Origin of the sequence: Rhizobium sp. YTUHZ045, assembly GCF_051124255.1 — a bacterium.
Lineage (GTDB): Bacteria > Pseudomonadota > Alphaproteobacteria > Rhizobiales > Rhizobiaceae > Rhizobium.
Genome location: NZ_CP101435.1, coordinates 60168 through 77398 on the forward strand (window position 1 = coordinate 60168; position 17231 = coordinate 77398).

Genomic DNA, 17231 nt, shown 5'->3' on the forward strand with positions numbered 1-17231 from the left:
CAACGGTGTCATACATGCGACACCTCTGTGTTAAGATGGGGTGTTGTTTTCGAACAGTTTTTCTGTTGGCACGCCAAGTGCATCGCTTTTCGCAAGTGCAACTTGGAAACGGGGGAAACGGGTTATGATAACGCTCACCGACAGTGCCATTGCCGCAGTGAAATTTGCGCTTTCAAAGGCTCCCAAGCCGGCGACTGGATTACGCATCAAAGTGCAAGCGGGCGGCTGCTCTGGTTTCAAATACCACCTGGTTTTGGAAAGGGAGTCACGCAACGGCGATGCTGTCATTGAGGCGGGAGGGGTTAAAGTATTCGTAGACTCAGACTCTGAACCTCACGTCGGCGGCATGACAGTCGATTTCAAAACGGATGTGAATTCACCCGGATTCATCTTCGACAATCCCAACGCGAGCGAGAACTGCGCCTGCGGGAAGTCCTTTAGCTGACCGGGCAGAACGAGAATACAAGATCATCATGAAAAAGGATCAAGAATGCCGCATCAGTGCTGGTGTCCCAGCGTGCTCCTGGCGTCATTTAAGTAGGCGGAGGGCCACCTGGATGTCGATCTATCTCGATAACAACGCAACGACACGCGTCGATTCCGAAGTTCTCCAGGCAATGCTGCCGTTCTTTGCGGACCAATTTGGCAACCCCTCGTCGATGCACGACATTGGCGCCGCTGCCGGCGCAACGATGAAGACGGCGCGCCAGCAATTGCAAGCGCTGATCGGTGCCAAGTTCGATCATGAGATTATCTTTACGTCGGGCGGGACCGAAAGCAACAATACGGCGATTCTTTCGGCGCTGGACGTCATGCCCGAGCGATCAGAAATTGTCACTTCAGCGGTTGAACACCCGGCGGTTCTAACGCTCTGTGGTCACCTTGAAAAAACAAGAGGAATCAAGGTGCACCGGATCCCGGTCGATCAACATGGCCGACTCAATCTCGACGCCTATCGGGCCGCCCTCACCCATCGTGTAGCAATCGTCTCAATTATGTGGGCGAACAACGAGACCGGGACGATCTTCCCCGTGGCCAGGCTTTCTGAGATGGCCAAGAATGTCGGCGCAATTTTCCACACTGACGCAGTGCAGGCGATCGGTAAGCTTCCAGTGGACCTGAAATCGACCGCAATCGACATGCTGTCGCTCTCCGGTCACAAGTTCCATGGACCGAAAGGCGTCGGAGCACTCTACATAAAGAGCGGCGTGCCCTTTCATGCACTTATCATGGGTGGGCACCAGCAGCGCAACCGACGCGCGGGAACAGAGAACACGCCCGGGATTGTAGGTTTGGGCAAGGCAGGCGAACTTGCCTTGTGGCGCATGGACGAGGAAATCACATGGGTGAAATCGCTTCGCGATCGTTTGGAGGAAGGACTTCTCGAACGCATTCCCAAGACCTTCGTCACCGGCGACCCGCTTGCGCGGTTACCTAACACGACAAATGTGGTCTTCGAGGGCATCGGCAGTGAAGCCGTTCAGTTTCTCCTCAATCGCCACGGCATCACCTGCGCGTCTGGCTCCGCTTGCAGTTCTGGCTCCTCGCGAAAGAGCCATGTTCTCGAGGCGATGAACCCCGACGCTGCGGCACTCGGCGCAGTTCGCTTCTCCTTTTCACACTTCAGCCGCGAGGAGGATGTCGATCAGGTACTCGAGGTGATACCTGGAATTGTGATGAAACTTCGCGGTTCGTTTCCATTCTCTGCGGCAGGTGAAAGGCGGAGGATAGACAACTCCGCGGCCGCAGCACGCTGATCATTTTACGGGAACGGCTTGAAAGGTCCGCTGCCGGGTCGGCTTCAGCGTCTAGCAAGCAACTAGGACCAGAAAACTAATTCCACCTATAGGAGAATGCAATGACTTGTGATGGCGGGGCCGTTTCGAGTGACGCAATTTTCGCGCGGCTACTGAGCTTGTCGACTGCCGAGGAATTCTTTGAGGTCCTTGACGTTTCGTATGAGTCGAAGGTGCTCGACGTCTCACGGCTCCACATCATGAAACGCATGGGACAGTACCTGGCTGAGGAGAACTTTTCAGACCACCGCGCACGTGCGCGCGACGCGCTGGAACGCGCCTACGCGGATTTTGCGACTTCTTCGCCACTATCACATCGGGTGTTCAGGGTGCTTGAGCAACGCGATCCGACTAAAACTGCCGCGCCAGGACAGACGTTTGTACCGTTGGAAACCGTGCTGAAGTCTTTCGGAAGCGACAGGTGAGTTTGGTTTACGACATATTACGTCCCAAATCCGACAAGACTGTCAGCAATCCGATCGTACAGAAACGAACAATGCTTAAATTCCAGTCGGTTACTGACAAGTCATGTGGTTGGCATGATTGGTGCTTTGAAGACAGGCGAAACCTTCGGGCCCAAATGCGATCGGAGCTAAAGAAACCTCATGCACATTGTAGTCTGTATAAAGCAGGTACCGGACTCAGCGCAGATACGCGTCCATCCCGTGACAAACACGATTATGCGCCAAGGCGTGCCGACCATTATCAACCCTTACGACCTGTTTGCTCTCGAAGAAGCCCTCAAAGTGCGCGACCTCCATGGCGGCGAAGTCACGGTGCTCACCATGGGCCCGCCCATGGCAGAGGAAGCACTGCGCAAGGCACTCACTTATGGCGCAGACCGGGCGATACTCCTGACTGACCGTCACTTTGCCGGCTCTGACACGTTGGCGACTTCCTTCGCACTTTCTCAGGCAATATCGCAGATTGGCAACAGCTTTGACATGCCCGATATCGTCTTCACAGGCAAGCAGACAATCGACGGCGACACCGCCCAGGTCGGCCCTGGAATAGCAAAGCGCCTGAACCTCGTGCAGTTGACCTATGTTGCGAAGATTACCTCCATAGATCTCAGCGCGCGGGCGATTACGGTCGAGCGCCGCTCGGAAGGCGGAACGCACGCTCTGAAAAGCAAATTGCCTTGCCTCATCACCATGCTAGAGGGCACCACCGTCATTCGCCGCGGCTCACTTGATGACGCCTTGCGCGCAGCGCGCAGCGAGATCGTCAAGTGGAATGCGGGGGAAGCCGGCATTGAAGACATCGCCAAATGCGGGCTGCGGGGTTCACCGACGGTCGTCAAGCGGGTCTTCGCTCCAACCCCGCGAGAACAAAAAGCGGTGCAAATCGACACTACCGAAAAGAGAGTGCACGACATAGCTAAAGAGCTGGTCGCGTCCATCTTCACTCACCAGCCGGCGCTGCAACACGAGCTCTCCTCTGCTGATAGCGCGTGACGAGATAGGAGCAGATAATGGGAACTCGAAAAACTAAAGCACCGCCACCCGCTGCGCTCGGTCGAGCCGGCACCAAGAAGAACCTTCCTGACCACTTCAAGAACTACCAGCACGTCTGGGTTTTCATCGAGCTGGAGCGCGGTCAGGTCCACCCGGTCTCGTTCGAGCTTCTCGGCGAAGGACGCAGACTAGCTGACCAGCTGGGCGTGCAGCTCGCGGGTGTTGTTCTCGGGCCGCCCGGAGATTCTACCCAGCATGCTGTCGCTGAGGCCTTCGCCTATGATGCCGACCTGGTCTACCTCGTCGAAAAGCCGCTGCTCACCGATTATATAAACGAGTCTTTCACCAAAGCATTAACAGATCTCGTCAACACCTATAAACCCGAAATTCTGCTTCTCGGCGCGACGACGCTTGGTCGGGACCTCGCCGGTTCCGTAGCTACCACACTGCTGACGGGGCTCACAGCCGACTGCACTGGACTTGATGTGGATGCCGACGGTTCCCTCGCAGCCACCCGGCCCACATTCGGCGGCTCCTTGCTTTGCACGATCTACACGCTCAATTGCCGTCCTCAGATGGCAACTGTGCGACCAAGGGTCATGCGCATGCCACAGCGGTCAAACAAGCGAATCGGGCGGGTAATCCGGCATGATTTGCGGATGCTCGAGGATGAGATCGTCACGAAAGTCGTCGGTTTCCTTTCCGATGGCCAATCGGAAAACGCTAATCTCGCCTATGCGGATGTAGTAGTTGCCGGCGGGCTTGGACTCGGCGCTGCTGACAACCTGCAGCTCCTGAAGAATCTCGCGCAAACGATCGGCGGCGATTATGGCTGTTCTCGGCCGTTAGTGCAAAAGGGGTGGATGGCGGCTGATCGGCAGATCGGCCAAACTGGCAAAACGATCCGGCCGAAACTCTATATCGCGGCTGGGATATCGGGCGCGGTCCAGCATCGCGTTGGCGTCGAGGGAGCTGATCTCATAGTCGCTATCAACACTGATCCGAACGCGCCAATCTTCGATTTCGCCAATATCGGTGTTGTCGCCGACGCGGTCAGTTTTTTGCCGGCACTGACGGAAGTTTTCATCAGACGGTTGGCACCGGGCAATCATATCAGACTAGTGAACTGAGGTAGGACCCTATGACCAACGAGAAATTCGACGCTATCGTCGTCGGCGCCGGTATGTCTGGAAACGCGGCTGCTTACACGATGGCAAGACGCGGCCTAAAGGTGCTGCAGTTGGAACGCGGAGAGTACCCGGGCTCCAAGAACGTCCAAGGCGCCATACTGTACGCCAACATGCTGGAGACAATCATTCCGAATTTTCGGGATGACGCACCTCTTGAGCGGCATCTAATCGAGCAGCGTTTTTGGCTGATGGACGACACTTCGCACACCGGAGTGCACTACCGGTCGGACGATTTTAATGAGCCGACGCCGAACCGCTACACGATCATTCGCGCCCAGTTCGACAAGTGGTTTTCGCGCAAAGTGCGCGAGGCCGGTGCGACAGTTCTGTGCGAGACGACCGCGACGGAGCTGGTTGTCGATGGCGGGGGCAAGGTGATAGGCGTACGCACCGATCGTGCTGGCGATCCCATCCACGGGGAAGTGGTCGTCCTCGCAGAAGGTGTCAACGGCCTGCTCGGCACGAGAGCAGGATTTCGCAAGGTGCCGAAACCCGAGGCCGTGGCACTCGCTGTCAAGGAAATGCATTTCCTGCCGGAAGAGGTCATCCGCGAGCGCTTCGGCCTTACCGGCGATCAAGGCTGTGTTATTGAAGCGGCTGGGACAATCTCGCGCGGAATGGCCGGATTGGGATTTCTTTATACCAACAAGGAATCAGTCTCACTCGGTTTCGGCTGCCTTGTCTCCGATTTCGCAGCGACCATGGAAAGTCCGTATACCCTTCTTGACGGCTTCAAGGACCACCCATCAATCCGCCCACTACTTGCGGGTTCGGAGGTTAAGGAATATGCGGCGCACCTTATTCCGGAAGGTGGGTACAAGGCAATTCCGCAGCTCTTTGGAAACGGCTGGGTTGTGGTTGGTGACGCGGGGCAGCTTAACAATGCCGTGCATCGCGAGGGCTCTAATCTCGCCATGACGTCGGGCCGCATCGCCGGCGAGGCGATCTCCATAATCAAGAGCCAAGGATGCTCGATGGCCCAGGAAAACCTCTCCCTTTACAAGGCCATGCTGGACAAATCTTTTGTTGTGAAAGACCTAAAAAAATACAAGGACATGCCTGCCCTGCTCCACACGAACTCACGCAACTTTTTTCTTACGTACCCGCAGCTGCTGTCCAAGGCAGCGCAAAATTTCGTGCGCGTCGACGGCACACCCAAGATCGAGAAGGAAAAAGCGACTACGGCCGCCTTTGTCAAGGCACGTTCGCGATGGGGACTGTTCAGCGACGCGGTCCGCTTGGCACTTGCTTGGCGCTAAAGGGAGAAACGAGATGACAGCTCCATTCGTTCGCATCGAGGACAGGCTTTACCAGAATCGCTATCTGGTGGACGCGGGGCGGCCGCATATTAAAGTGCGACCGCATCTGTCTCCGAGCGCAAACTTGCTCGCACTGACGCGGATCTGCCCAGCCCAATGTTATGAGGTAAATGAAAACGGACAAGTCGAAGTTACTGCTGACGGGTGCATGGAGTGCGGTACATGTAGAGTATTGTGCGAAGCAAACGGTGATATCGATTGGAGCTACCCACGAGGTGGATTCGGTGTCCTCTTCAAATTCGGTTAATAGCAGCTAACTCTAGTCCTCATGAAACCCAAAAGCATCTCGCTTTTGTCGAGCAAGACGGCTACATTCGCGTACTCTCAAGTGCCGATGTAAGCACCTAATAATATTAGCATCGCGGTGGGTTTTCGTTGGGAGCATGAGCGGTCCAGACGGTGTCTCCAGGCTGAAATGCTGCACAATGGGCTCAATGAGGGTATGACTGAACGATCCGCTCAAACTATGCACAAACCGGATTTTTGGGCCAGCGGTATCTATCGGGTATCGAAAGTCTTGATTGGTCCAGCCAGTCTCGAGGCCAAGCTTGCCAATGTCATTAGCGCCCTCTCCGCAATGCTCCCAATGCGGCGCGGCGCAATCGTCGTTCTGAATGCTGGAGGAGCGCCCGAGATGGTTGCAGCGCTTGGCGTGGAGCAAGCATCTCAAGGCGCTCGCTGCATTCCGGCGAAGGCTGCAATAGACAGAATCGTCGCAAAAGGCGCGCCACTGGTCGTGCCGGACACTTGCAAGTCGGACCTGTTCCAGGCTGAGCTCCAAACCAGCTCGAATGCCACCGGCCCGACCACCTTCCTTGGCGTCCCGATGAAGGTGGATCAAGAAACGCTTGGAACGCTATGGCTCGACCGCATCAAGGATGGCGGCACCAGGATACAATTTGAGGAAGAGGTACGTTTCCTGTCCATGATTGCCAACCTTGCGGCCCGGGCCGTTCGGTTGGATCGCCACCAGAGCCGCGATGGTCAACCAACCTTGGGCGAGGAAGGAGCCCGCAAAACTAGTTCAGGCAAGAAGGAACTCCCCGAACCTGGCCAGCGCCTCACAAAAATCGATTGGATCGTTGGGGAAAGCCCTGCGCTCAAACAGGTGGTCGAAAGCGTGAAAGTTGTTGCAATAACCAATTCTGCAGTACTTCTCAGGGGCGAAAGCGGCACAGGCAAGGAGTTCTTTGCAAAGGCCATTCACGAGCTTTCACCTCGAAGAAAGAAGCCCTTCGTGAAGTTGAACTGCGCCGCACTGTCTGCAGGTGTGCTGGAATCGGAACTGTTTGGACATGAAAAGGGCGCCTTTACTGGGGCCATCTCCCAGCGCGCCGGTCGTTTCGAATTGGCGCACGGTGGAACCCTGCTGCTCGATGAGATCGGCGAGATTTCGCCGGTCTTTCAAGCGAAACTGTTGCGCGTCCTGCAGGAGGGTGAGCTTGAGCGAGTCGGCGGCACAAAAACACTCAAGGTGGACGTTCGACTCATATGCGCCACGAACAAGGATCTAGAGGCGGCAGTCGCGGATGGGGAGTTCAGGGCCGACCTCTACTACCGGATCAATGTGGTACCCATATTTTTGCCGCCTCTCAGGGAGCGAAATGGAGATATTTCACGCCTTGCGAGGGTTTTCCTCGACCGATTCAACCGAGAAAACAATCGGGATCTCACATTCACGCCGGCTGCGCTCGAGCTCTTGTCAAAATGCAACTTTCCCGGCAACGTCCGAGAGCTTGAAAATTGCGTCCGGAGGACCGCCACTCTCGCGCGTTCGGGGACGATCCTTCCATCAGATTTCTCCTGTCTGAAAGACCAATGCCTTTCTTCAATGCTCTGGAAAAGCGCTGACCGGCCACTTGCGGGCAATACACTCAATGGGACGGTCGAATCCCCGGTCAGCTTCGGTTACTCCACCGGACCGGCCGGCTTAACGGTGGCACCACATCTAACCGACCGCGAGTTGCTAATCAGTGCTATGGAGAAGGCCGGCTGGGTTCAGGCAAAGGCAGCTCGGATTCTAGGCCTCACACCGCGGCAAGTTGGCTATGCATTGCGTCGCCATCGTATACAGGTGAAGAAGATCTAAGTGGTGAGCCGACGTTATCTTGGGCGTGAGCAACCCCTCTTCCTCAGGCACGCGGGTCTATTGTCCAATTTGGCCGCTTATTGTCGCGACTTCGACAAAACGGCGTCGGAGCAATTGGCGCAAATCGAACACGAAACAACAACGTGTTGAAATTACGATCTGATTTGGTTGGCACAGCGCTTGCATATTTGACAACGACCTTACTCACCAGTGGAGCTGTTCGATGAGTGCACCGATTATTTCGCTTGAAAGCCTGGCCAAGACGACATCCTCTGGGCAGTTGCTGACAACCGCGAAATCCGGTGGCTGCGCATCCTCGTCCTGCGGCTTGTCCTCGAGGCCAACCCACATGGATTCGGCTACCTGGGAGAAGATCAAGGATCACCCATGCTTTTCAGAAGAAGCGCACCACTATTTTGCGCGTATGCACGTCGCAGTCGCACCAGCCTGCAATATCCAATGCAATTACTGCAATCGTAAATATGATTGCTCCAACGAAAGTCGGCCTGGCGTCGTTTCGGAAAAGCTGACACCGGACCAGGCGCTGCGTAAGGTGATTGCCGTCGCCAACGAATTGCCGCAGCTTTCCGTTCTCGGCATCGCGGGTCCGGGCGATGCCTGCTACGATTGGGAGAAGACGAGGGCGACTTTCGAACGCGTCGCTAGGGAGATCCCGGACGTCAAGCTATGCATTTCCACCAATGGACTTGCCCTGCCGGAGCGTGTCGATCAGTTGGCCGAATTGAACATCAGCCACGTGACGATCACCATCAACATGGTTGACCCCGCAGTCGGCGAGAAGATTTACCCGTGGATCTTTTATCGTCATCGCCGATACACCGGTATGGATGCTGCCAAAATTCTGCATGAGCGGCAGATGTTGGGGCTTGAGATGCTGAGCGAACGCGGCATCCTAACAAAAATTAATTCGGTGATGATCCCCGGCGTCAATGACCAGCACCTGATCGAAGTCAACAAATGGGTCAAAAAGCGCGGCGCATTTCTGCACAACGTCATGCCGCTGATCTCCGACCCGGCACACGGCACCTGTTTTGGCCTCACCGGACAGCGCGGCCCAAATGCGCTCGAACTGAAGGCGCTTCAGGATCGTCTCGAAGGTGGCGCCAAGCTGATGCGTCACTGCCGACAGTGCCGCGCCGATGCAGTCGGCCTTCTCGGCACTGATCGCGGCCAGGAGTTCACGCTCGACCACATTCCGCCCGAATTTGGCTACAACGGTGGCAAGCGTCGTGCCTACCGCGAGGTGGTTGCACGCATCCTCGATGACCATTTGGCAGCTAAGAACGAGGCTATGACGACGCTTGCATCAATGAGCACGCGCGGGTCGCTTCAAGTGGCTGTTGCGACGAAGGGGGGCGGACGCATCAACGAACACTTCGGCCATGCGAAGGAGTTCCAAGTTTATGAAGCCTCGAAGACAGGGATTAAATTTGTGGGGCATCGCAAGATCGAGCCGTATTGCCGTGGGGGCTGGGGCGAGGAGGGCACCCTCGGTGGTATCATTGCTGCACTCGAAGGCATAGACGTAGTGTTGTGTGCCAAGATTGGAAATTGTCCCAAGAAGCAGCTCATGGAAGCTGGGATCCGGGCAACGGAGGCATTTAGCTATGATTACATCGAAGCCGCGATTAGCGCTCTTTACGCCGCTGAGCATGGCATCGATCCATCGCAGGCAACAGCTTGAGCTTGCCTATCCAGACACAAACAGGAGTTGATCAATGGCCTTCAAAATCATCGCATCCCAATGCACCCAATGCGGTGCCTGCGAGTTCGAATGTCCTTCCGATGCCATCGAGTTGAAGGGCGAGAAGTACGTGATTGACCCTGACAAGTGCACCGAATGCGAGGGAGTTTACGAGGCCCAGCAATGCGCCTCGGTATGTCCGATGCCGAAGACCTGCGTGCCGGCTTAGACCCGGAATGCAATGGCCGAGCTTACGCGCGCGGCCGGCCATGAGTCTTCCCTGTGTAACCGCAACGATGAAAGAAATGGGGATGGGTGTTGGACGCGAAGAGGAGGTCGAAATCCATAATCCTCCGCGGTTTATGCCGGGTGAGCGGGTTTGTGCCACACGTCACATCAAGAATGACGGCACCTATCCCGGGAAAGAGATCGGAGCAAGCCTCGTCAGGAAAGGCGACGCGGGTTTTGTGCGCGATGTGGGGACTTTTCTCCAGCAGTTTTACATCTATGCCGTCGAATGGATTGATCGTGGCATCGTCGTAGGAATGCGTGCGCGTGAACTGATGAGCCTCGACGAGGTCCCAAGTCTGAAAACTGCTACTGAATGCACGCATCGGAGCGAAGGAAAAGGCAGATGAAAGTAACAATTCGCAGAACCGACAATGGCTTATCAGCATATGTTCCCAGGAAGGATCTCGAAGAGCCGATCGTCGAGATGGAGAACGAAAGCCTATGGGGTGGCGTTGTGGTGCTTGCAAACGGCTGGCGGCTCCTACTGCCCGAGCTTCCAAAGGACACCCGTCTACCGGCCACCGTCGAGGCAAGAAAGATCGTGAACGACGATGTTGGTATGATAGCCCAAAGAGAAACATCATGAAATCAACACTGACTTCCGGGCGTCGTCATTCGGAGCCCCGATCCGACGCAGCGTGACCCGGCGCGGATGAACCTGTGGCGTCGAATAGGTCAGGTCTGCTTGGTACGTACCCTCTGCTCTCGTGCGGTAGAGCAGCCGTTGTCCTTCACGCCGGCGGTGCATCACTCTCAAGCCCCACGACTTGCCGCAGTGCGCCTGCCAATGGAAGGGACCCCGTTGCTGCCGTGGGGAACTGAAGTCTAACGATCGCGGCGTGACGACGACGCGATTTGTGGAGCGCGAAGGTTTGGCCAGGATGATTAACGGTGTCACCGTCTTCGGCCGTAGCATCCCAATCCCCGTGCACAAGAGGAATTGCGAAGGTCGTGTGATGGTTCTCGGCGCCAAGCGATCCGACAAGTCGGCTGCATTCACTGCTAATTTGTCCCAACGGATGAGGCTTTGATCCGGCCAAAGGCGTCGCACCGCTTTATCTACCCGCTCGGCAATGCAAACGACGCGAGCTATATCGCACCGAAGGTCACCTATTACGCGACCGGGCGTCCTATGGCCGATGATGCGTGATGAGTAAGTACGGTGCGTCAGTTGCCAAATTTGCCCTCACTCTCTCGCTGAGAGCTCTTAGCGGTTGGGTGATATGGCACTTCGGTATGCCGCTCGCCTGGTTCGCCGGCGCAATCATCGCCACCGGCGTGGCTGCGCTGTTCAAGCTGCCGGTGGCGATGCCTCCCTTGGCTCGACTGCCAATGACCGCTGCAATTGGTGTAATGCTGGGAGGGTCGTTCTCGCCTGCGGTCTTCAAGCATGCCGATTCACTGTAGGCGCTGTTCTGACAGCACGGTATTCAACGCTTGACGTGTGTCATTGTCACTGCAGGGCCGCAAGGCGCTCCGCTTCAGCCATTGCTGCGACTTTTGTTTTGAATGGCCCGATATCATGTTCCACAGTATCGGGTAGCCATTTCGCCAGGAACCACCAACCGCCGGGGCGGTAGCTGACGTTGCTTCGCAACGATCCGACGTCCTTGGCGAAGAACCAACCGGAATCAATTCCGTCCTGTTCCCAAGTGTTTTTCTCGGTCATGACATACCCGCTCGTGGACTTATCCGAGCATTTTATCCGGGCGATATGACCATGGCAACAAGTCATCGATCTGGCTGTTCGGATGGCCATTGACGATCTTGGTGATGACGTCCGTGAGATAGGCTGTGATTAGGCATGGAATAAGGACCCCGCAAATGGGGTGATCGGCGTCCAAACGGGACCCCCATCTGCGATGGGGTTACAACAGCCTCCGGTTTCATCGGAGGCTTTTTATTTGGATGCTTGTTGTGGAGACAATTCTGAAGATACGGCGGCTTTCCCGTGTGCAGGGTAAGTCGATCAAGGCGATCTGCCGGGAGCTGGGCATATCGCGGAAAGTGGTGCGGAAGGTTCTGCGCACCGATGAGACGGAATTCAAATACGAGCGGACCCGTCAGCCTCAGCCGAAGCTCGGCCCTTGGCGCGATCAGCTCGATGGAATGCTGCTTGCCAATGAAGCCAAATCCTCCCGCGAACGGCTGACGCTGATCCGGATATTCGAGGATTTGCGCGATCTGGGCTACGAAGGCGGTTACGACACCGTCCGACGCTATGCCCGGACGTGGGCGAAGGAGCGCGGGTCCGTGACGGCGGAGGCCTATGTGCCACTCTATTACGCGCCGGGCGAGGCCTACCAGTTCGATTGGAGCCACGAGATCGTCGTGCTGAACGGTGTGACGACGACGGTGAAGGTGGCGCATGTCCGGCTCTGCCATAGCCGGATGATGTATGTGAGAGCCTACCCGCGCGAGACGCAGGAGATGGTCTTCGACGCCCATGACCGGGCATTCTCCTTCTTCGGCGGGGCCTGTACGCGCGGCATCTACGACAACATGAAGACCGCGGTGGAGACGGTCTTCGTCGGCAATGAACGGCAATACAATCGCCGCTTCCTGCAGATGTGCAGCCATTATCTGATCGAACCGGTGGCTTGCACGCCGGCGTCGGGGTGGGAGAAGGGCCAGGTCGAGAACCAGGTCAATCTGGTGCGGGAACGCTTCTTCACGCCGCGGCTGCGCTTCAAATCCTGCGTATTCCGACGAAGCCGGCCATCGATTCCGATTTGAAGCCGGCCAGTCATTCCGATTTCATTCCGGCCGGCGTTCCGATTTGAAGGCGGCCATTTCTCGGACTGATCCTGGGTCTGTCTGATGTTTGGATCTGGTTTCGTTTCAGGTCAAGCTTTGGTGTTTTCGGGTGCGACTGGCGAGCGCTGTTTTCGCATGCTTTCGCCGGTGAGATCGATGCGATAGGCGTTGTGAACGAGGCGATCCAGGATGGCATCGGCAAGCGTTGGGTTTGCGATGATTTCGTACCAGCGATCCAGGGGCACCTGACTGGTGATGATCGTCGAGCGCCGCTCGTAGCGGTCTTCGATGATCTCGAGGAGATCGCGCCGCTGATCATCGTTGAGTTTTTCCGGTCCCCAGTCATCAAGGATCAGCAGGTCGGTCTTGGCCAAGGATTTGAGGATCCTGCCGTATCGCCCGTCGCCTCTTGCAAGTGCGAGCGTGGCGAACAGCCGAGGAACCCGGTGATAGGCGACGGAGAAGTCTTCGCGGCATGCTTTGTGACCAAGCGCGCAGGCAAGCCAGCTTTTGCCGACGCCGGCTGGCCCAGTGACGAGGAGACTGTGATGCTTTCTGATCCAGTCGCAGCCGGCAAGCGCCATGAACAGGTTGCGATCGAGGCCGCGAGCGGCCCGAAAGTCGGCATTCTCGATCTGTGCATCATGGCGTAGTTTGGCGGCCCTGGCACGGGCTTCGAAGCGCTTCTGTCGGCGCATGGTGGCCTCCCGTTCGAGCAGTATGGAAAGCCATTCTCCATGCTCAAGACCGCGGGCTTCGGATTGTGCGTCAAGCTCCTGGAAGGCTGTTGCCATGCCGTAAAGGCCGAGTTCGCGCAGCATGTCGATGGTGGGATTGCTCAGCATTGGTTTGTCTCCTCAATGAAAGTAGTCGGGGCCACGCAGATTTGCGTGATCAACGATGGCCGTCGGTTCGGTGGAATGGCGCGCGGCCCTGTGGTTGGCCAGGAGCGAGGCGATGCTCTTGCAGTTCAGACCGCCGATCTCGACAGCGCGAGCTGACACCGCCTCGGCCCGATCTCGCGTGATATCGCGAAACAGGCGCAGAATGCCCAGGCATGTTCGAAAGCCCTGTTCAGGATGCGGACGACTGGCAAGAACAGCAGTGATCAAACCTTCGGTCTGCGGCCCAATGGATGCAGCCCAGCGCCGAAAGCGATCGGGTGTCCACTCGGCATATCGCCGATGGGAACTGGGCATATGATCCGGGTCGGTTCCATGCCGAGTGCCGCCATACCGCCGCTGATGAACGGCGACGCGCTTGCCGCGGTGGAAGATCTCGATGGTGCGTGCCGTCGCTCTCAAATCAACCTGCTGGCGAATGAGGCCATGCGGTACGGAATAGAGGAAGGTCTTGAACTCGACGTGATAATCGGTCGACACGCGGACCAAACGCCATTCGGCGAATTCGTAGTCTTCACCGGGAAGATTGGCGAGCGCGGCGCGCTCGACACTCTCAAACAGCTGCCGGCGACTGACGCCGAGCCGGCGCATGACATGATCATTGATGCGATCGAGTGCCTGGCCAATGGCAGCATTAGCCTCAGCAAGCGAGAAGAACGTGTGATTGCGCAGACGCCCTAAGATGCACGATTGGGCAAAACGGACCCCGTTCTCAACTTTAGATTTGTCCCTGGGCTTTCGTGGCCGTGCTGGAAGAACGCCGACGCCATAGTGAGAAGCCATCATGCCGTAGCTGCGGTTGATCTCGGGATCATAGAAACTGGCGCGACTGACGCCTGACTTCAGATTGTCGGGAACGATCAGCCGGGGAACGCCGTCAAAGAAGCGGAACATCCGGACATGTGAGCCGATCCAGTCCGGCAGTGTTTGCGTCCAGGTCGCCTCCGCATAGGTGAAGCTAGACGCGCCCAGCACCGCCACGAATATCTCCGCTTCGCGGATCTCGCCGGTCTTGCGATCAACGATCGGAATCTTCTTGCCGGAATAGTCGACGAAGACCTTGTCGCCGGCCGCATGCTCCTGGCGCATCGTCGGCGAAAGCCGTTGCTCAAAGCCACGGAAGAACTCACAAAAGCGACTGTAGCCGTAACCCTCTGGATGCGACCCACGATACTCCTCCCAGAGGATAAGCAGGGTGACGCCGGGCTTCTTGAGCTCGACGGCAAGCTCGGCCCAGTTGGGTTCGACGCGTCGTCTCGTGCCCTGTTTGACGCCATTGCGCGCAAAGAGCTTGTTCTCGAGCGCGTCATCGGTCAGTTCCCCCGGTAGGGGCCAGCTCAACCCAACTGCTGCTGCGCGCTGAAGATTATCCTGCACCGTACTGCGGGCTATTCCCAATACGACGGCGATCTCGCGGGAGCTCGTCCCGCTTCCGGCAAGCCGAAGCATTTGTCTTAATTGTCTCATGGTCAGCCTTCTCTTTGCCGGCATCAAAATGTCCTCGTTCATCGCGAGGTGATTGATGCCAAAGTTGCTGACCCAGGGGGTATCTTCAGTGTCGAAAACTGGCCGGATTTTGATTGGAATGGTGGCCGGCTTCAAATCGGAATGGTGGCCGGTCTTTGGTCGGATTGGCGGCCGGCTTCACGTCGGAATCCGCATCAAATCCTACGACGAGCTGAATGGCTGGCTGCTGGACAAGTGCATCAGCTACGCCCGTGCTCATAAGCATGTCGATCAGACGGAGCGCACGATCTGGGAGGTATTCGAAACGGAGAAGCCGCATCTGGTCAGCTATCCGGGTAAGTTCGACGGCTTCCATGCTGTGCAAGCCTCGATCGGCAAGACCTGCCTCGTGCGTTTCGACAACAACAAATACTCAGTGCTGTCGACCGCGGTCGGTCGCCCAGCCGAGATACATGCCTATGGAACGTTCGCAAATCCTCGACATGATGGGCACGCTGAAGCTGTTCGGCATGCGCAGCGCCTATGACGAGATCATGGCTTCCGGCATCAAGCGCCAGCACGAACCGCCGCGCATCGTCGGTGACCTGCTGAACTCGGAGATCGCCGAGAAGCAGGCGCGCTCCATCAAATACCAGATCACCGTTGCCAAGCTGCCGCTGGCCAAGGACATCGACGACTTCGACTTCACCGACACGCCGGTCAACGAAGGGCTGGTGCGCCAACTCGCGACCGGAGCCTTCCTCGCCGAGCAGCACAACATCGTTCTGGTCGGCGGGACCGGCACGGGAAAGTCCCACCTGTCCATCGCGCTTGCCCGTGCCCTGATCCGCAACGGCGCACGAGGCCGCTTCTTCAACGTCGTCGACCTCGTCAATCGGCTCGAGACAGAAGCACGTAGCGGCAAACAGGGGCGGCTTGCCGACTTCATCACCAGGCTCGACTTCGTCATCATGGACGAGCTCGGCTATCTCCCATTCGCCCAGGCCGGTGGACAGCTCCTCTTCCATCTGATCAGCAGGCTTTACGAGCGGACCTCGATCATCGTCACGACGAACCTGGCGTTCGGCGAGTGGCCGGCCGTGTTCGGCGACGCGAAGATGACCGCCGCTCTGCTCGACAGGCTCACCCACCATTGCGAAATCGTTGAGACCGGGAATGAATCCTGGCGCTTCAAAAACCGCTCTCAAAGCTAAAGCCGAAAAGACAAACAACCCGCGCCCGCAGGCCCCTGCGCTAAATGGACAGCTCCGGGCCTACGCGCGCTGACCCTATGCAACCAGAGGAAGGGGTCCCTTTTGGAAGCCGATATGGGGTCCCGTTACGAAGCCGATTGACATCTTCCGTGCGAGCGACCGGGCTGCAAAGCGCGGAGACATCAATTTGCATTACGGCAGCGAACCCGGATCGAAATTCTATAGCCATCTGTCTGATCAGTACGGCTATTTCAGCATTTTGCCCATCAGTCCGACCGAGAGCGAGGCGGCCTATGTGCTCGATGGGCTCTTCGATCAGGACACGGTCCTCGACATCCATGAATACTTTACCGACACAGGCGGGGCCAGTAATCATATCTTCGGGCTGTTCGCATTGATCGGAAAGCGGTTCTCACCGCGACTGCGCAATCTCAAAGACCGGAAGTTCCACACGTTCGAGAAGAGCGACGCATATCCGACCCTGTCGAACCATATCGGGGCGCCGATCAACACCACCCTGATTCTCGACCATTGGGACGATCTACTCCATCTCGCCGCGTCAATCACGACGCGGTCCGTGGTGCCGTCTACAATCCTCAAGAAACTGTCCGCATCTCCGAAGCAAAGCCATCTCGCGAGGGCGCTCCGCGAACTCGGGCGTATCGAAAGGTCGCTCTTCATGATCGAATGGTACTCAAGCCCGGCACTACGGCGGAGATGCGAAGCCGGTCTCAACAAGGGCGAGGCCGCCCATAAGCTGAAACGCGCTGTCTTTTTCCACGAGCGAGGCAAGATCCGCGACCGGTCGTTCGAAAGCCAGGCGTTCCGCGCCTCTGGTCTCAACCTCGTCGTCAGTGCGATCGTCCATTGGAATACCGTCTATCTCGACCGTGCAATCACACAGCTGAAACGAGCAGGTCAAGATATTCCTGATACTCTGTTGAAGCACATCTCGCCGCTCGGTTGGGAACATGTGTGGACGGCTCCTGCGGCACAGTGGTGATTCATGCGATATCTCTCGGTCGATTGCAATCATGTGTCCGGCCTACTCGTGCGACCTACGGG

The 17231-nt window shown here is 57.0% G+C and carries 17 protein-coding genes and 4 pseudogenes; 17 read left to right on the forward strand and 4 right to left on the reverse strand.

Annotated features, from left to right (window positions below):
* Positions 1 to 124: 124 nt before the first annotated feature.
* The 13 genes from NMA58_RS29795 to NMA58_RS29855 all read left to right on the forward strand — a co-directional run bounded on the left by NMA58_RS29795 (position 125) and on the right by NMA58_RS29855 (position 11254).
* Positions 125 to 445 (forward strand): iron-sulfur cluster assembly accessory protein, encoded by a 321-nt coding sequence (locus NMA58_RS29795; RefSeq protein ID WP_416068590.1) that lies wholly within the window; start codon positions 125 to 127, stop codon positions 443 to 445.
* Between the two features lie 112 nt (positions 446 to 557).
* A complete protein-coding gene (gene nifS / locus NMA58_RS29800) occupies positions 558 to 1757 on the forward strand; it encodes a cysteine desulfurase NifS (protein WP_416068589.1) in 1200 nt (399 codons plus the stop codon).
* Positions 1758 to 1858: 101 nt separating this feature from the next.
* Positions 1859 to 2221: a nitrogenase stabilizing/protective protein NifW gene (nifW, locus tag NMA58_RS29805; RefSeq protein WP_416068588.1), complete on the forward strand. Its 363-nt coding sequence runs from the start codon at positions 1859 to 1861 to the stop codon at positions 2219 to 2221.
* 180 nt (positions 2222 to 2401) lie between these two features.
* The gene (locus NMA58_RS29810; protein WP_416068587.1) at positions 2402 to 3253 is read left to right on the forward strand and encodes an electron transfer flavoprotein subunit beta/FixA family protein; all 852 of its coding nucleotides are present in this window, start codon (positions 2402 to 2404) and stop codon (positions 3251 to 3253) included.
* 17 nt (positions 3254 to 3270) lie between these two features.
* On the forward strand, positions 3271 to 4383 hold the full coding sequence (locus NMA58_RS29815) for an electron transfer flavoprotein subunit alpha/FixB family protein (protein ID WP_416068586.1): 1113 nt from the start codon (positions 3271 to 3273) through the stop codon (positions 4381 to 4383).
* Between the two features lie 11 nt (positions 4384 to 4394).
* Positions 4395 to 5702, forward strand: coding sequence for an FAD-dependent oxidoreductase (locus tag NMA58_RS29820; protein ID WP_416068585.1), 1308 nt, complete (start codon positions 4395 to 4397; stop codon positions 5700 to 5702).
* Positions 5703 to 5715: 13 nt separating this feature from the next.
* Positions 5716 to 6009 carry a ferredoxin family protein gene (locus NMA58_RS29825; protein WP_416068584.1) on the forward strand — a complete coding sequence of 98 codons (294 nt, stop codon included), beginning with the start codon at positions 5716 to 5718 and terminating at the stop codon, positions 6007 to 6009.
* Between the two features lie 195 nt (positions 6010 to 6204).
* On the forward strand, positions 6205 to 7851 hold the full coding sequence (nifA, locus tag NMA58_RS29830; protein ID WP_416068583.1) for a nif-specific transcriptional activator NifA: 1647 nt from the start codon (positions 6205 to 6207) through the stop codon (positions 7849 to 7851).
* 223 nt (positions 7852 to 8074) lie between these two features.
* Entirely contained in the window at positions 8075 to 9556 is a 1482-nt protein-coding gene (gene nifB / locus NMA58_RS29835; protein ID WP_416068582.1) for a nitrogenase cofactor biosynthesis protein NifB, read from the forward strand.
* Positions 9557 to 9590: 34 nt separating this feature from the next.
* Positions 9591 to 9785: a 4Fe-4S binding protein gene (locus NMA58_RS29840; RefSeq protein ID WP_069456679.1), complete on the forward strand. Its 195-nt coding sequence runs from the start codon at positions 9591 to 9593 to the stop codon at positions 9783 to 9785.
* Between the two features lie 82 nt (positions 9786 to 9867).
* On the forward strand, positions 9868 to 10194 hold the full coding sequence (locus NMA58_RS29845) for a nitrogen fixation protein NifZ (RefSeq protein ID WP_416068581.1): 327 nt from the start codon (positions 9868 to 9870) through the stop codon (positions 10192 to 10194).
* Positions 10191 to 10433, forward strand: a complete 243-nt coding sequence (gene nifT / locus NMA58_RS29850; RefSeq protein WP_416068580.1) for a putative nitrogen fixation protein NifT — start codon at positions 10191 to 10193, stop codon at positions 10431 to 10433. The genes NMA58_RS29845 and nifT overlap by 4 nt, the downstream gene beginning before the upstream one ends.
* A gap of 563 nt (positions 10434 to 10996) precedes the next feature.
* On the forward strand, positions 10997 to 11254 hold the full coding sequence (locus tag NMA58_RS29855; RefSeq protein WP_416068578.1) for an AbrB family transcriptional regulator: 258 nt from the start codon (positions 10997 to 10999) through the stop codon (positions 11252 to 11254).
* A gap of 46 nt (positions 11255 to 11300) precedes the next feature.
* On the opposite strand, the gene NMA58_RS29860 is transcribed toward NMA58_RS29855, so the two are convergent.
* Both NMA58_RS29860 and NMA58_RS29865 read right to left on the reverse strand, forming a co-directional pair.
* Positions 11301 to 11516: a hypothetical protein gene (locus tag NMA58_RS29860; RefSeq protein WP_416068577.1), complete on the reverse strand. Its 216-nt coding sequence runs from the start codon at positions 11514 to 11516 to the stop codon at positions 11301 to 11303.
* A 19-nt stretch (positions 11517 to 11535) separates the two neighbouring features.
* Positions 11536 to 11640, reverse strand: a pseudogene (locus tag NMA58_RS29865) (transposase domain-containing protein); the annotation flags it as partial.
* A gap of 115 nt (positions 11641 to 11755) precedes the next feature.
* Here NMA58_RS29865 and istA (NMA58_RS29870) point away from each other — a divergent pair.
* Positions 11756 to 12544, forward strand: a pseudogene (istA, locus tag NMA58_RS29870) (IS21 family transposase); the annotation flags it as partial.
* A 149-nt stretch (positions 12545 to 12693) separates the two neighbouring features.
* On the opposite strand, the gene istB (NMA58_RS29875) reads toward istA (NMA58_RS29870), so the two are convergent.
* Positions 12694 to 13449, reverse strand: a complete 756-nt coding sequence (gene istB / locus NMA58_RS29875; RefSeq protein WP_416068576.1) for an IS21-like element helper ATPase IstB — start codon at positions 13447 to 13449, stop codon at positions 12694 to 12696.
* Positions 13450 to 13461: 12 nt separating this feature from the next.
* Positions 13462 to 14973 (reverse strand): IS21 family transposase, encoded by a 1512-nt coding sequence (gene istA / locus NMA58_RS29880; protein ID WP_434714930.1) that lies wholly within the window; start codon positions 14971 to 14973, stop codon positions 13462 to 13464.
* A 187-nt stretch (positions 14974 to 15160) separates the two neighbouring features.
* Between istA (NMA58_RS29880) and NMA58_RS29885 the strand changes: the two are divergent.
* The 3 genes and pseudogenes from NMA58_RS29885 to NMA58_RS29895 all read left to right on the forward strand — a co-directional run.
* Positions 15161 to 15475, forward strand: a pseudogene (locus NMA58_RS29885) (Mu transposase domain-containing protein); the annotation flags it as partial.
* The gene (gene istB, locus NMA58_RS29890; protein ID WP_416068548.1) at positions 15432 to 16166 is read left to right on the forward strand and encodes an IS21-like element helper ATPase IstB; all 735 of its coding nucleotides are present in this window, start codon (positions 15432 to 15434) and stop codon (positions 16164 to 16166) included. The pseudogene NMA58_RS29885 and the gene istB (NMA58_RS29890), both read left to right, overlap by 44 nt.
* 142 nt (positions 16167 to 16308) lie before the next feature.
* Positions 16309 to 17142 (forward strand): annotated as a pseudogene (locus NMA58_RS29895) (Tn3 family transposase); the annotation flags it as partial.
* Positions 17143 to 17231 lie beyond the last annotated feature (89 nt).

What these genes read in the sequence shown, in the direction of transcription:
- NMA58_RS29820 (WP_416068585.1), top strand. Translation starts at nt 4,395, where the DNA reads ATGACCAACGAGAAATTCGACGCTATCGTCGTCGGCGCCGGTATGTCT.
- NMA58_RS29795 (WP_416068590.1), top strand. Translation starts at nt 125, where the DNA reads ATGATAACGCTCACCGACAGTGCCATTGCCGCAGTGAAATTTGCGCTT.
- NMA58_RS29825 (WP_416068584.1), top strand. Translation starts at nt 5,716, where the DNA reads ATGACAGCTCCATTCGTTCGCATCGAGGACAGGCTTTACCAGAATCGC.
- nifB (WP_416068582.1), top strand. Translation starts at nt 8,075, where the DNA reads ATGAGTGCACCGATTATTTCGCTTGAAAGCCTGGCCAAGACGACATCC.
- nifW (WP_416068588.1), top strand. Translation starts at nt 1,859, where the DNA reads ATGACTTGTGATGGCGGGGCCGTTTCGAGTGACGCAATTTTCGCGCGG.
- nifS (WP_416068589.1), top strand. Translation starts at nt 558, where the DNA reads ATGTCGATCTATCTCGATAACAACGCAACGACACGCGTCGATTCCGAA.
- nifT (WP_416068580.1), top strand. Translation starts at nt 10,191, where the DNA reads ATGAAAGTAACAATTCGCAGAACCGACAATGGCTTATCAGCATATGTT.
- NMA58_RS29815 (WP_416068586.1), top strand. Translation starts at nt 3,271, where the DNA reads ATGGGAACTCGAAAAACTAAAGCACCGCCACCCGCTGCGCTCGGTCGA.
- istB (WP_416068548.1), top strand. Translation starts at nt 15,432, where the DNA reads ATGGAACGTTCGCAAATCCTCGACATGATGGGCACGCTGAAGCTGTTC.
- istB (WP_416068576.1), bottom strand. Translation starts at nt 13,449, where the DNA reads ATGCTGAGCAATCCCACCATCGACATGCTGCGCGAACTCGGCCTTTAC.
- NMA58_RS29855 (WP_416068578.1), top strand. Translation starts at nt 10,997, where the DNA reads ATGAGTAAGTACGGTGCGTCAGTTGCCAAATTTGCCCTCACTCTCTCG.
- nifA (WP_416068583.1), top strand. Translation starts at nt 6,205, where the DNA reads ATGACTGAACGATCCGCTCAAACTATGCACAAACCGGATTTTTGGGCC.
- NMA58_RS29840 (WP_069456679.1), top strand. Translation starts at nt 9,591, where the DNA reads ATGGCCTTCAAAATCATCGCATCCCAATGCACCCAATGCGGTGCCTGC.
- istA (WP_434714930.1), bottom strand. Translation starts at nt 14,973, where the DNA reads ATGAGACAATTAAGACAAATGCTTCGGCTTGCCGGAAGCGGGACGAGC.
- NMA58_RS29845 (WP_416068581.1), top strand. Translation starts at nt 9,868, where the DNA reads ATGGGTGTTGGACGCGAAGAGGAGGTCGAAATCCATAATCCTCCGCGG.
- NMA58_RS29810 (WP_416068587.1), top strand. Translation starts at nt 2,402, where the DNA reads ATGCACATTGTAGTCTGTATAAAGCAGGTACCGGACTCAGCGCAGATA.
- NMA58_RS29860 (WP_416068577.1), bottom strand. Translation starts at nt 11,516, where the DNA reads ATGACCGAGAAAAACACTTGGGAACAGGACGGAATTGATTCCGGTTGG.